This window comes from Aerococcus loyolae, from assembly GCF_002871915.2.
GTDB lineage: Bacteria > Bacillota > Bacilli > Lactobacillales > Aerococcaceae > Aerococcus > Aerococcus loyolae.
In genome coordinates this window covers 1,762,784-1,777,056 of sequence record NZ_CP126958.1, presented here as the reverse complement: position 1 = coordinate 1,777,056, position 14,273 = coordinate 1,762,784, and the positions used below count along the sequence as shown (strand labels likewise).

7 protein-coding genes are annotated in these 14,273 nt (G+C 46.1%); all 7 read left to right on the top strand.

Going from position 1 to position 14,273, the window contains the following annotated elements:
• Positions 1-269: 269 nt before the first annotated feature.
• The 7 genes from hprK to CJ190_RS08005 all read left to right on the top strand — a co-directional run bounded on the left by hprK (position 270) and on the right by CJ190_RS08005 (position 14,251).
• Positions 270-1,250 carry an HPr(Ser) kinase/phosphatase gene (gene hprK, locus CJ190_RS08035; protein WP_070598280.1) on the top strand — a complete coding sequence of 327 codons (981 nt, stop codon included), beginning with the start codon at positions 270-272 and terminating at the stop codon, positions 1,248-1,250.
• Positions 1,247-2,137 carry a prolipoprotein diacylglyceryl transferase gene (gene lgt, locus CJ190_RS08030; RefSeq protein ID WP_070598279.1) on the top strand — a complete coding sequence of 297 codons (891 nt, stop codon included), beginning with the start codon at positions 1,247-1,249 and terminating at the stop codon, positions 2,135-2,137. Before hprK ends, lgt begins: the two co-directional genes overlap by 4 nt.
• A 46-nt stretch (positions 2,138-2,183) precedes the next feature.
• Positions 2,184-3,266, top strand: coding sequence for an NAD(P)H-dependent glycerol-3-phosphate dehydrogenase (locus tag CJ190_RS08025; RefSeq protein WP_070598277.1), 1,083 nt, complete (start codon positions 2,184-2,186; stop codon positions 3,264-3,266).
• A gap of 171 nt (positions 3,267-3,437) precedes the next feature.
• Positions 3,438-4,313, top strand: a complete 876-nt coding sequence (galU, locus tag CJ190_RS08020; protein WP_070598275.1) for a UTP--glucose-1-phosphate uridylyltransferase GalU — start codon at positions 3,438-3,440, stop codon at positions 4,311-4,313.
• An 89-nt stretch (positions 4,314-4,402) separates the two neighbouring features.
• On the top strand, positions 4,403-5,347 hold the full coding sequence (gene trxB, locus CJ190_RS08015) for a thioredoxin-disulfide reductase (protein ID WP_083307108.1): 945 nt from the start codon (positions 4,403-4,405) through the stop codon (positions 5,345-5,347).
• Positions 5,348-6,027: 680 nt separating this feature from the next.
• The gene (locus CJ190_RS08010) at positions 6,028-12,762 is read left to right on the top strand and encodes a collagen-flanked surface repeat-containing protein (protein WP_101562088.1); all 6,735 of its coding nucleotides are present in this window, start codon (positions 6,028-6,030) and stop codon (positions 12,760-12,762) included.
• Between the two features lie 247 nt (positions 12,763-13,009).
• Positions 13,010-14,251, top strand: coding sequence for an MFS transporter (locus CJ190_RS08005; protein WP_070598230.1), 1,242 nt, complete (start codon positions 13,010-13,012; stop codon positions 14,249-14,251).
• Positions 14,252-14,273 lie beyond the last annotated feature (22 nt).

The following is a 14,273-nucleotide window of genomic DNA, read 5'->3' as shown; positions in this document are numbered from 1 at the left end:
GTCATGTATTTCTGAGTGAAAGACTTGTTAAGAAAGAAACTGAAAGTAGAAGAAAAAGGCGAGAAAAGTACACACTGAAGAGTCTGAGAGCTTTTGTTCCAGGCTTTTTTAAAATACGAGCAGTCTAATTAAAACGTGTTCCAAAAGTTAGCTCTTCAGGGGTCTTTTGACTTTTGTCACACTCTCTTTTTATTCAGTCGTCAAGCCTTACTAAAGGCCTAGGCCTATGGTAAAATGAAGTGAGATTTAAAAAGAGAAAGGAAACAATTATGGAAGCAGTAACCGTTAAAGAGCTCAGGGACCAACTTGGGCTAAAGGTGCTCCAGGGAGAGGCGTATTTAGACCGCTTGATCCAGACTAGCGACATTTCGCGTCCGGGTTTGGAATTATCGGGTTATTTTAACTATTATCCCTCGGAACGGGTCCAATTGTTTGGCCGTAATGAGCACTCCTATTTGAAGAAAATGACTAGTGACGAACGGCTTTTGATCATGCGGCGGATGAGTCGGGAAGATACGCCGGTTTTTATTTTTTCTCGTGACTTGATGCCTGAGTACGAGGTCTTTCAGGCGGCTGAAGAAAATAAAATTCCCATTCTCCAAGGCAGTGCGGTAACCACCCGGCTATTTTCCAATATCACCACCTATCTGCAGGAGCGTTTGGCGCCGCGGGTCTCCAAGCATGGGGTCTTTGTGGATGTCTATGGTTTGGGAATCATGATTATTGGTGACAGCGGGATTGGTAAGTCAGAAACCGCCCTAGAATTAATTAAAAACGGCCACCGCCTCGTGGCAGATGACCGGGTAGAACTCCACAAACGCGATGACTATTCTATAGTGGGGGAAGCGCCGGCTATCCTACAGAATATGATCGAAATCCGTGGTCTGGGAATTATTAATGTCCTCACCCTCTTTGGAGCCGGGGCTGTGAAACAGGCTCAACAACTTCATTTGATCGTCCGCTTAGTGATGTGGGATGACGATGAAGATTATGAACGTTTGGGCTCTGAGCCAGAAATGGTTTCTCTGTTAGGGGTTGATGTCCCTCAAATTACTGTTCCTGTCCGTACCGGTCGGAATTCTTCCAATATTGTGGAAGTGGCGGCCATGAACTTGCGGGCCAACAATATGGGCTATAACGCCGGCAAGGAATTTGAAGAAAGATTGACCCAGCTGATCCAAGCCAACCAAAGTGCAGATGCTAAAGCCCATGAAGAAAAAGACCAGGCTAAAGCGGGCGATGAGTCATGATGGCTAGTCTAGTTACTAATCTTCAATCAGGCCTGAATTTACTAGCTATTGACCCGGTAGCCTTCTCCTTTTTAGGGATTGAGATTCGCTGGTACGGGATTATTATTGCTCTGGGCATGTTTTTGGCGGTAGAACTCATCCTCAAAGAAATTGAGCGCAAGGGTTTTGATAGTGACCAGGTCATGGACATGATCATGTGGGCAATTCCTATTGGCTTTATCGGGGCCCGGCTGTATTATGTGATTTTTGAATGGGATTATTACCGAGAGAACCTGGCTGAGATCATTGCTATTTGGCAGGGAGGCATCGCCATTTATGGGGGTGTGATTGCCGGAGCCTTAACGGCGATTATTTATGCCAAACGTCACGGGATGAAGGTAAGCTTCTTAGCGGACGTGATTATGCCTTACCTACTCCTGGCCCAAGGAATTGGTCGCTGGGGCAACTTCGTTAACCAAGAAGCCCATGGCGGTCCAGTTAGTGAAGGTTTCTTACGGGAGACCCTCCACCTACCTGATTTTATTGTTGACCAGATGTTCATCAATGGCCAATATTACCACCCAACCTTTCTCTATGAATCCGTGTGGAACATACTGGGTGTAGGGCTCTTGCTATTTCTCCGCCACCGCGATAAGACCTTGAAATTAGGAGAGACGGGGCTCTTATACCTGATTTGGTACGGGACGGGACGCTTCTTCATTGAAGGCTTACGGACCGATTCCCTTTACTTGGGCCCTTTCCGAGTCTCTCAAGCCCTGTCCTTAGTCTTGGTTGTTATCGGTTTGGCTCTCTTTATTTACCGCCGCACCAAGCAACCTGACCTCACTTATTACAGTGATTATAACTATTTGACCAAGCGGCGGGCTCAAGTTAAGGGAGAACAATAATTGAGAGAACTTGATCAAGTGAAAGACTAAATTAAAGGAGAAGATAATGGTAAAAAAAGCAATTAGCTTACTCGGTGCTGGCTCTTGGGGGACAGCCTTGGCCATGGTCTTAACGGAAAATGGCCACCAGGTGACCCTCTGGACCCACCGACAAAGCCAGGCGGATGAAATCAATCAAAAGCATACCAATGCCGCCTATCTTAAAGAGGTCTCCTTGCCCGAGGAGATTGTTGCCACCTCTGACCTGGAAGCTGCCCTTAAAGGAGCCGAAGTGATCGGTTTTGTGGTACCCACTAATGCTATTCGCGGAGTGGCGGGCCAAGTGGCTGCTATTTTAGGTCAAGCGGATAATCAGACTGACCGGCCCCTGGTCTTCCATGCAGCTAAGGGCCTGGAATTGGAGAGTCATGAACGGGTGTCTGTTATCCTGGAAGAGAGTCTTAAAGACTTAGCTATCCAAGGTCCTGTGGTCTTATCGGGGCCCAGTCACGCTGAAGAAGTGGCCCGCCACGATATTACCGGCATTACCGCTGCTTGTCAGGATTTAGCGGCCGCTGAAGCTCTTCAAGATCTCTTTATGAATGCTTATTTTCGGGTCTATACCAATGATGATGTCATCGGGGTGGAACTAGGGGGCGCCTTAAAAAATATCATTGCCCTCTGTTCGGGAGCCTTAGCTGGCTTGGGTTTTGGTGATAATGCCAAGGCCATCTTGATGACCCGGGGACTAGCGGAAATTACCCGGCTGGGCGTTGCCTTAGGGGCTGATCCCTTTACCTTTGCGGGCTTGAGCGGAATTGGAGACTTAATTGTGACCTGTACCTCGCCTTTTTCCAGGAACTGGCAGGCCGGTTATCAAATTGGCCAGGGCAAGTCAGTCGCTGAGGTGCTGGAAGGCATGGGGATGATTGTTGAAGGTGTTCATACCACCAAGTCGGCCTATGAATTGGCCCAGGCGGTAGGGATTGAAATGCCGATTACCCAAACCACCTACCAGGTCCTCTATGATCACAAGGACTTAAAAACATTAGTGGAAGATCTGATGAAACGCCAAGGCAAGCAAGAAATCGGTTTAGACCGTTTGGCGCTCGAACAGTCCTTGGCCAAACAAGCCCGACTTAAGGACTAGAAGGATGGCTTAGAAGAGCACTATAGGGAAGTTTTAATCGATAAAAAAGTAATAAGAATATCCTTAAGGCTTGATAAATCTTCCCACAACTTTTACATTAAGAGAAGAGACTAGTGACCCTGTTGTCACTAAGATTACCGTGACGATTAATTCACGAATAAAGGAGTAGCTATGACAAAAGTAAGAAAAGCCATTATCCCTGCGGCTGGTTTAGGAACCCGTTTCTTGCCAGCTACCAAGGCCATGGCCAAGGAAATGTTACCAATTGTTGATAAACCCACCATTCAATTCATCGTTGAAGAAGCCCTAGCCAGTGGGATTGAAGATATTTTAATCATTACTGGGAAAAATAAACGCCCTATCGAGGACCACTTTGACTCCAATATTGAATTAGAAGAAAATCTCCACGCCAAGGGCAAGGATGACTTATTAGAAATTGTCCAAGAAACCATTGGCCTCAACCTTTTCTTCAAGCGCCAATCCTATCCTAAGGGACTGGGAGACGCGGTTTTACAAGCTAAGGCCTTTGTCGGGGACGAACCCTTTGTGGTGATGCTGGGCGATGACTTGATGGAAGATGCCGTTCCTTTGACAAAACAATTGATCGACGCTTATCATGATACTCATGCCTCAAATATTGCCGTCATGCGGGTACCCCATGAAGAAACGGGCAAGTATGGGATTATTGATCCTGAAGCCCAATATAAAGACGGTATCTACAATGTCCGCCAATTCGTGGAAAAACCGGACCCCAGTGAGGCGCCGAGTGACTTGGCCATTATCGGTCGTTACCTCTTGACCCCAGAAATCTTTGACCTCTTGGAAACCCAAGAACCCGGGGCAGGTAATGAAATCCAATTGACCGATGCCATTGACCGCTTGAATAAAACTCAGCGTGTCTTTGCCTTGGAATTCACGGGCCAACGCTATGATGTCGGTAATAAGTTAGAGTATATGAAAACCTGTATCTCCTATGGTCTCCGCCATCCTGAAATTAAAGACGATTTACGCGCCTACCTCCTGGACTTAGAGAAGGACCTGAAATAAAGCGCCAGCTAGCCTGGTCCGAGGAGCGCCTGTCTAAGGGATTTGGTTGGGACCAGGGTGACTGAGTTGAAAAAAGTGGAGGAATCAATGTGAGTGAAGCGATTAAAACTTATGATGTTATTGTTATCGGGGCCGGTCCGGCTGGTTTAACCGCAGCCTTGTATGCGTCCCGGGCGAATTTAGCGGTTGCTGTTTTAGAGCGGGGCGTCCCTGGTGGGGAACTGATCAATACCGCCACTGTGGAAAATTATCCCGGTTACAAGAGTATCTCAGGGCCTGACCTGGCCAATAAGATGTACGAAAGCGCCATGCAATTTGGGGCGGAGTATGTCTTCGGTAATGTGAAAAAAGTGACCCCCGGTAAGCCTTATCATCTCATTGAAACCGATAATGGCAGCTTTAAGGCCAAGGCTATCGTTATCGCAACCGGTTCCGTGCACCGGACCTTAGATGTGCCTGGAGAAGAGGAATACAATGGCCACGGCGTTTCCTACTGTGCCGTTTGTGACGGTGCCTTCTATAAAGGGCGTGACATTAAGGTGGTCGGCGGGGGCGACTCCGCGGTTGAAGAGGGCAGCTACCTGACCCAATTTGCCAACAGCGTTGACATTATCCACCGCCGCGACCAATTACGGGCCCAAAAAATTCTTCAAGATCGCGCCTTTGCTAACGACAAGATTTCCTTTACCTGGGATAGCGTAGTCAAGGAAATTAAAGGCGACGGCAAGCAAGTGACCAGCATCCTGGTGGAAAACGTCAAGACCAATGAAGTAACTGAAGTGCCAGCAGGCGGAGTCTTTATCTATGTGGGCCTCTTACCCAATAGTGAAGCGTTTAGGGACTTAGGGATCACTGATGAAGAAGGTTGGATCTTAACCGATGAAAACATGGCCACTGCTGTGCCGGGAATCTTTGCCTGTGGGGATGTCCGGAAGAAGAAATTACGCCAAGTTTCTACTGCAGTCGGTGACGCCGGTAGTGCTGGTCAAGAAGCCTACCAATACGTTGAAGCCTTGGAATCAGAAATCGAATAGCTTCTGCTCAAGGGCAATTGCTAATAAACAAATAAATCCAAGAGATGGAAACTAGGGGAAGTTCACTTCGCCTAGTTTTTTTGTGCTCAAAAAAGCCATTTCCGATGGCGCTTATCTGGAGGGACCTGGCCAGGATCAGCTGGTGAAAGTTTTGCTCGATTATACTTAATCGAAGACAATTATCAAGTAAAAAAACACATTCCTTAAGTAAAACAAAAAATAGTTTAAATTTTACTAAATTATGTGAATTATAAATACAATAAAATGTTTTTAGGCTATTTTTCAATTGAAAAATATATACCGTGAATAAAAAACAAACCCCTTGAAATCAAGCTTTCAAGCCCTTTTCAAATAAGAGAATTTTTAAAATAAAAAAATTATCAATCCTTTTGACATAATTTTTTAAAATCACTAGTTTTTTAATCCCTTTTTTGCTTAACTAATAGCAAATTTTTATATTTTATAAAACATTATTTTATTTTAATGCTGATAAAAATCCCAAAAGTAATTGAAGGCTCTTTGTCTATTAGTGAATCAAATGATTCGACCTGGGTTTACTTTGGACCGTTTAGAGACGACACATCGTCAAGTCCTCAATTCGTCTCAGACTACAAGCAAACCATTTTCTACAGACCTTCTTACTTACGTTTTTTAGAATATATGAAAGGGGAAAATACTTAATGTTAGGAAAGAATAATACTAAATTATATCGTGAAAAAATGGCGAATAAATTGTATCGTTATTCCATTAAGCGATTAAATATTGGAGTGGCTTCAGTGGCTGTGGCTGTTGGTTTGCTCTTTATGGGAGACGCTACGGTAGCTCGTGCAGCCGCTAATGAAACAGTAGCTGCTGAAGCAAAAGTCACTACTCCAAATCCTCAAGATCAAGGGTTAAGCTCAGGACAAGGGCAAAGTAGCCCAGCAGAATCAGCCAGTCAAAACAAGGCCCAAGCTGTTGACAATAAGGCTGCAAACAGTCAAGCAGCCAGTCCACAAGCCAATGACAAGCAGCTAAATGATCAGCCCCTCGCTGAAAATACCCCAGTCAGTCCAACAGCGACCGCGCCTACAGAAAGGTCTAAAGCTGAAGAGGCCAAGAGCGCAGTAACCTCGCCAGCGTCGACAGCTGAAGCGCCAACAGCGGCAGATGCCAGCCCAGCTCTAGCTTTAACTGCAGTCGCTCCAGTAGCAAAGCCAGCAGAGGCCGATACAGCAACTTACTATACTGGACCAGAAAATGAACAACCCGCTGTAAATACAGATAAAGAAGCTCATTCCCTCAAGGTTGAAAATGAGAATCTTGAAGGCGATAAGGTCGGCAAACGTTATCAAGACTACTTTGCCGGCCGAGCAGAAGCTGGTAAAACAGTCAAGGCGGTCTACATTCATGATGGCGTAGAAACACCACTTGAAGAGACGGTAGCTGAAGCAGATGGCTATTGGAAAATCCCATTAAATCCTGTCAAAAGCTTAGTGGACGGGGATAAGGTTCGCGTAACTGATGGAAAGACCACTAAAGAAATTCCGGTTGCCAGCAAGTTTGGTGGCTTTATTACAGATTCCCCTCAATTGACCAACGAAAAAGGTAATGGGAACCTTACCCTAGCCAGCAAGAAATTTTATTTATATTTCTTAAATGGAGAACGAGAGAATCTAGTGGCTTTAGGGGCCAAGGCAGTGATTACTTATCCAAATGGGGAAAAGCAAGAAATCCCGATTACCAATACTGAGGATAAAGTGACGGTTAATATTCCTGAGAATCAATTGCCATTAAAGGTTGCAGAAGGTTATCAATTAAATGAATTCGCAAATTCCAACATCAGTATTACCTATGTTGATCGCAATGGCAAACCTATTGCTTCTGCCAACGGTCTTGATAAAGAGTCTAAAAATATTGTTTATAAGGATAAGGAACGCCACTTCAATGTTTTATCTGCTTATGCAGAAGAAAATGTTCCACAAATTGTTGATATCTATAAGATTTCTGGGACCGTCTATGATGACAAGAATGGCGATGGGGCAAGCACAGGAGACAAAGCCCTCAGCAATATCAAGGTGAACCTGTATAATCCTGATACAGGAAAACTTCTTGATAGCACCACAACCGACTTAGAGGGACGTTATACTTTTAAAGACTTACCAGGTTATAATGCCTATACAGTGAAATTCGAAGAACCCAATCGTTTTGCTTCTGTTAAGAAAGGGAAGCAATTTGTTGGGAAGGAAAAATTCATTAGAAACCTCACGAAAGATGAAGTCGTTGATACAGCCTTCCGTAAGATTAAACATTATGAAGTGCGTACGGAAACCGACAAGCACACTTCATCGGTTGAGACGACCCCTCTGCTCCCTAAAGGCGTTCGAGTGGTTAAACAAACCGGCCACGACGGTGTGAACCGAGTAATCTATGAACAAACACGTGACGTCTTAGGCGATGAGAATCTAACGGAAGAGAACTTTACCGACTACTACACCAAGAAGAATTCGAAAACATTAATTGAGCGTCAAGATGAAGTCGTTCTTGAAGGAACAGGCCCAGCTCTTCCAGACCTAGCAATTGATGTTCAAACCAAGCCTGGTGAAAAAGATGGTAAAAAGGGAACTTATGTGACCTTTACCTATCCAAAATATGACCAAAATGGTAATAAAACCATTGAGACCAAGACAGCCTTCATCCCAGATGGCGAACGTGGCCCTCAAGGTGAAAAGGGTGAAAAAGGTGACACCGGCGCCCAAGGATCAAAAGGTGACAAGGGAGACCCAGGTAAAGACGGTGGAACGCCACGGGTAGAAATCATAGGGAATGTGAAGAAAGATCCTAAAGACCCTAAATCTTATACAATAAAGATTACTAATCCCGATGGAACGAGTCACCAAGCGGTTATTACAGACGGTAAAGATGGCAAGTCTCCTGAAATTGACTGGGTGGATAATAAAGATGACACTTATACAGTAAAAGTTAAAGATGTTGACGGTACCACGCATTCAGCCACGATCCGAAACGGTAAAGACGGCCTGACACCAAAAGTAACCGCTGTTCGCAACGCAAACAATGACGGCGTAACCCTCACCATCACTCCTCAAGTTCGTGATGAAAAGGGCAATATCATTGACGGCAAACCACAAACCGTGGAAATCAAGGACGGACTGAAAGGTGACAAGGGAGACACCGGAGCCCAAGGCCCACAAGGTGAAAAAGGTGACACCGGAGCCCAAGGCCCACAAGGTGAAAAAGGTGACACCGGCGCTCAAGGACCAAAAGGCGACAAAGGTGACACCGGAGCTCAAGGCCCACAAGGTGATAAAGGTGAACGTGGTGAAAAAGGTAAAGACGGAGTCGACGGTAAATCGCCAGAGATTTCAACCACTGAAAACCCAGATGGCAGTCACACAGTCACCGTCAAGAATCCAAATGGCACGACCACTTCCTTCGTCGTGAAGAACGGTGAAAAAGGTGACAAGGGCGATAAAGGTGAAACTGGTGCCCAAGGAGCCACTGGTGAAAACGGAAAAGATGGGCTTGCACCAAAAGTAACTGCTGTTCGCAACGCTAACAACGATGGCGTAACCCTTACTATCACTCCTCAAGTGCGTGATGAAAAAGGTAACGTCGTAGACGGCACGCCACAAGTGGTAGAAGTCAAAGATGGAGCCAAGGGTGCCAAAGGTGAAAAAGGCGACCGCGGAGAAACCGGTGCCCAAGGGGCCGCTGGAGTTAACGGTAAAGATGGGATCGACGGAAAATCCCCTGAAATTTCAACCACTGAGAACCCAGATGGTAGCCACACAGTCACCATCAAGAATCCGAATGGCACCACCACTTCCTTCGTTGTGAAGAACGGAGCGAAAGGTGACAAAGGTGATAAGGGAGACAAAGGTGAAACTGGTGCTAATGGTAAAGATGGCCTCACACCAAAAGTAACCGCCGTTCGCAACGCATCTAATGACGGCGTAACCCTCACCATTACTCCTCAAACACGTGATGAAAAAGGCAACATCGTAGACGGCACCCCACAAGTTGTGGAAGTCAAAGATGGAGTCAAGGGCGACAAGGGTGACACAGGGGCCGCTGGAACTAACGGAAAAGATGGTGTCGACGGCAAATCACCAGAAGTTTCAACCAGTGAAAACCCAGATGGCAGCCACACAGTCACGATCAAGAATCCAAATGGAACGACTACTTCATTTGTCGTGAAGAACGGCCAAAAAGGTGACAAGGGCGATAAAGGTGCTGCTGGAACGAACGGCAAAGACGGCCTCACACCAAAAGTAACCGCCGTTCGCAACGCATCTAATGACGGCGTAATCCTCACCATCACTCCTCAAGTTCGTGACGAAAAAGGCAACATCGTCGATGGTACCCCACAAGTCGTAGAAGTCAAAGATGGAGCTAAAGGAGACAAGGGTGAAACCGGCGCTCAAGGTTTACCAGGTGAGCGTGGTGCTCAAGGTATCGCAGGAACCAACGGAAAAGATGGTGTCGACGGAAAATCCCCAGAAGTTTCAACCACTGAAAACCCAGATGGCAGCCACACAGTCACGATCAAGAATCCAAATGGCACGACCACTTCCTTCGTTGTGAAGAATGGAGAGAAAGGTGATAAGGGTGATCAAGGTGCTGCTGGAACGAACGGCAAAGACGGCCTCACACCAAAAGTAACCGCCGTTCGCAACGCATCTAATGACGGCGTAACCCTCACTATTACTCCTCAAACACGTGACGAAAAAGGCAACATCGTAGATGGTACCCCACAAGTCGTAGAAGTCAAAGATGGAGCCAAGGGTGATAAGGGAGACACCGGCGCTCAAGGTTTACCAGGTGAGCGCGGTGCTCAAGGTATCGCAGGAACTAACGGAAAAGATGGTGTCGATGGTAAATCCCCAGAAGTTTCAACCAGTGAAAACCCAGATGGCAGCCACACAGTCACGATCAAGAATCCAAATGGAACGACTACTTCATTTGTCGTAAAGAACGGCCAAAAAGGTGACAAGGGCGATAAAGGTGAAACTGGTGCCCAAGGTGCGGCCGGTGTAAACGGTAAAGATGGTAAGGATGGCAAATCCCCACTCATCTCAACTAAGGATAACGCTGACGGTTCTTACACCATCACCATTACTAATCCAGATGGGTCAACCTCCAGCACGACCGTTAAGAATGGAAAAGACGGTCTCAACGGAAAAGATGGTAAGTCTCCAGAAGTTTCAGCCACTGAAAACCCAGATGGCAGTCACACAGTCACCATCAAGAATCCAAATGACACCACCACTTCCTTCGTTGTGAAGAATGGTGAAAAAGGTGACAAAGGTGACAAGGGAGACACCGGCGCCCAAGGAGAACGTGGCGCTCAAGGCGTCGCTGGTGCAAACGGTAAAGATGGCAAGGATGGCACGACCTACCTACCAGTGGTGGAAAGAAAGCCATATGGAAATGAAATTAAATTCTACCCTGTTAACCCAGAAACCGGGAAAGTGGACACCACTAAGGAACCTGTTGCCAGAGCCATTGTCAAGGATGGCCAAGACGGTTTAGCACCTAAGATCTCCGCGCGTCGGAACGCTACGAATGATGGGGTCATTATCACAGTAACGCCTCAAGTCCGTGGTACAGACCGTGCAGTTTCTGATGGAGCACCTGAAGTGACGGAACTGAAAGACGGTAAAGATGGTGTCGATGGGAAATCCCCAGATATTGATCTATCGACAGATGCTAACGGCAACCATGTGGTGACAATTACCAAAGCAAACGGTAAGCAAAAAACAGTCACCATTACGAACGGTAAGGATGGCAAAGCCCCAATTGTTGAAAGTCAACCAGGTAAAGATGCAAAAGGACATAGTGGTACTCGAATCCTGGTCAAAAATCCAGACACTGGCGCTGTCATTTCTGAAAGCTTTGTCAAAGATGGTAAAGATGGAAAAGACGGTAAGGACGGTAAAGATGGTAAAGCTCCAATTGTTGAAACCAAGTCTGGTCAAGACCGGGCAGGACAACAAGGTACTTACATTATCGTCAGAGACCCAGATACCCATGCAGTTCTCAGCGAAAGCTTTATCTCTGATGGTAAGGACGGACAAACGCCTAAGGTTGAAACCACTCCAGCCATCAATGAAAAAGGTGAAAAAGGACATGACATCAGCTTTATCCATCCAAAGACTGGTCAAGTTATCAGCAAAGTCTTTGTCAAAGATGGTAAAGATGGAAAAGATGGCAAGAACGGCCAAGACGGCTTAACACCTGATATTAAAGCGGTCTTCGATAAGAATGGCAAACAAATCGGTGTTGAAATTCGCTTAACTGATCGCAACGGGAAGCTATTGAGTCGAGAATTCATCTATAATGGTGAAGATGGCCAAACCCCAATCATTGAGACCGAACCAAGCGACAATCCTAAAGAACCAGGTACCAAGATTATCTATAAGAATCCAAAAACTGGTGAAGTGATCCGCCAAGTCTTCGTTCGTGACGGTAAAGATGGCAAGGATGGTCGTGACGGTCGTGATGGTAGAGACGGTAAGGATGCGAAGGGTGTCGAAAAGATCACCGTCAACAATAATGGCGATCTTGTGATTATCAACAGCAATCACACAACGCAAGTGATCCCACGTCCAAATAATGGAGGCATTAAAGATGCCAAGGTTGATGAAGCAGGCCACCTGATCATCAGTCTGGAAGACGGTCGGACCATTGATGCGGGACATGTCCGCGGTAAAGATGGTCGTGACGGTCGCGATGGTAAAGATGGCAAAGACGGTAAAGACGGTCGCGGCATTAAGAATGTGAAGCTTACCGACAATGGGGACTTCATCGTGGTCTACACAGACTACAGCATTGAAATTGTGGGCAATGTCTGTGGAACATGTCCAGCCCCAACAAAACCTAGCCATTCTGACCAACCGACTCCAGAGCAAGCAGAACACTCAGACGAGCCTGGTAAATTAGACCAAGGAAAATCATCTGACCAAGGGGACAAAGCTGAGTCTAAAGACAAAGCGAAGACCCCAGAAAGCCCTCAAGAGACGGTAGTTCCTCAATCACCAGAAGGTCCTCGTCCAGCAGATACAGATCATCCAAAGGGACAAAAAGACTTAGAAGAGATTCCTACTGAACCTTCAGACCAAGTGGTGACCACCACAGTTAAAAACAAAAAGCTTGCGCCAGTGAAGACCTATAAACTCACTCATCAAAAAGCCTTCAAGACGAAAGAAAATGCATCATTAAGTGTTCAACATGTCAATGCCCTTCCTAGTCATGAAGCCAAGCAAGAAGTGGCTCAAGCCAAGAGTCAATCAGCCAGCTTGCCAAAAACAGGCTCAGAAGCTGATTCCGCTCTTCCAGTACTCTTAGCTGCTGCCTTCTTGCTCACTGGAACAGGACTGGTTACAATCAGTAAAGAGGATGAATCCGTTCAATAGCAAAGGGTCATGCTTAAATAACAAAGAATCAATCAGTCATAAAACGCTTTTTAGAGGCCAAGACAATCTAGTCGAGGCCTCTTTTTTATGGGGAAAATGAGTGATGAGCGAGTCTGGGAGCAGCTGACTGGATCAGAGAGTGGGGACGTCTCAGCGCTAGTAAGGGCTTTCCTGATCAAAATTCCAAACAAAATTCCAAAAAACTGGTATAGTGAATGAGTAAAGTTTTATAGAAATGAGGAATTCAATGAAAGAAAATAAGTTATTTTATGGTTGGTGGGTCGTTCTCGGCGCCATTATCATGTTAGCAGTCATGGGACCTGCCTCGGTGGCGGTGGCCAACCTCTTTCAACCTTACGTCGTTGAAGAATTTGGCATTGCCAACTCAGCCTTTGCCATTGTCAACTCCATTGTTTTAGGGATGGGAATCTTTGTTTCCCCCTTTGTCTCCCAACAATTTGCTAAGAAGGGCAACTTCAAGCGCTTCTACCTGATTGGTGTGCTTGCCTATGCCATTTCTTACGGTTTGTATGCCTTTGCCCCTAATATCTATGTCTTTTATTTGCTCTCTATTGGGGTAGGTTTTGGTTATACGGCTACGACGATTATTCCAGTTTCCATGCTGGTGAATAATTGGTTTGTCAAGAGCCGGGGGACAGCCCTGAGTCTTTCCTTTGCTGGACTTGGTCTAGGAGGAATTATCTTCAGTCAATTACTGACTGCTTTAATCGGTAATATGGGTTGGCGGATGGCTTACTTGGTCTACGCCATTATCATGTTAGTGGTAGGAATTCCTATTGTGATGATGCTCTTTGTGGAACATCCTGAAGACAAAGGCCTCCATGCCTTAGGAGCAGCTGAAGCTGATGATACAAGTGACGACCAGGAAGTGGACCATTCTGGGGTGAAGTTGCCTACCCAAGAATCCTTCAAAAAGCCTTTCTTTATCATGTTATTAATCGGTACCGTCTTTATCGGTATCTCTAATAACGGGGGCTTGGGGCAATTCCCTCCCTTTGTCCAACAACTCCATGGTGCTTCTAAGATGGCCCAAATGGTCTCCATCTATTCTGGGGTCGGTATCTTAGGCAAGTTAATTCTTGGTGTCGTTAATGATAAGTTTGGCGTCCGGATTGCAACGCTTTATGCTTCGCTACTTTGCGCCTTAGCTTACTTCTTGATGCTCTTCAGTGGCAATTACACCTTTGTCTTCCTGATGGCCATTTTCTTTGGTTTAGGGAATGCTATTGGGACTGTCCTACCGCCATTGATGACCTCATCGATTTTTAACGCTAAGGATTATCCTAAGGCCTACGGTATCGTCCAAAGTGCCTTGATGTTAGGGATGACTTCCGGGTCACTCTTGGCAGCTACCCTAGCAGATGTTTCTGGGACCTATCAAACGGCCTGGATCTTCCTCGCTGTCCTATCTGCCTTAATTGCAGTCTTCTGGATTTCAGCCCACAAACAAGCACAAAAATATATGTAAGTAATGACTTAAGCCATTGACC

What these genes read in the sequence shown, in the direction of transcription:
- hprK (WP_070598280.1), top strand. Translation starts at nt 270, where the DNA reads ATGGAAGCAGTAACCGTTAAAGAGCTCAGGGACCAACTTGGGCTAAAG.
- lgt (WP_070598279.1), top strand. Translation starts at nt 1,247, where the DNA reads ATGATGGCTAGTCTAGTTACTAATCTTCAATCAGGCCTGAATTTACTA.
- CJ190_RS08025 (WP_070598277.1), top strand. Translation starts at nt 2,184, where the DNA reads ATGGTAAAAAAAGCAATTAGCTTACTCGGTGCTGGCTCTTGGGGGACA.
- galU (WP_070598275.1), top strand. Translation starts at nt 3,438, where the DNA reads ATGACAAAAGTAAGAAAAGCCATTATCCCTGCGGCTGGTTTAGGAACC.
- CJ190_RS08010 (WP_101562088.1), top strand. Translation starts at nt 6,028, where the DNA reads ATGTTAGGAAAGAATAATACTAAATTATATCGTGAAAAAATGGCGAAT.
- CJ190_RS08005 (WP_070598230.1), top strand. Translation starts at nt 13,010, where the DNA reads ATGAAAGAAAATAAGTTATTTTATGGTTGGTGGGTCGTTCTCGGCGCC.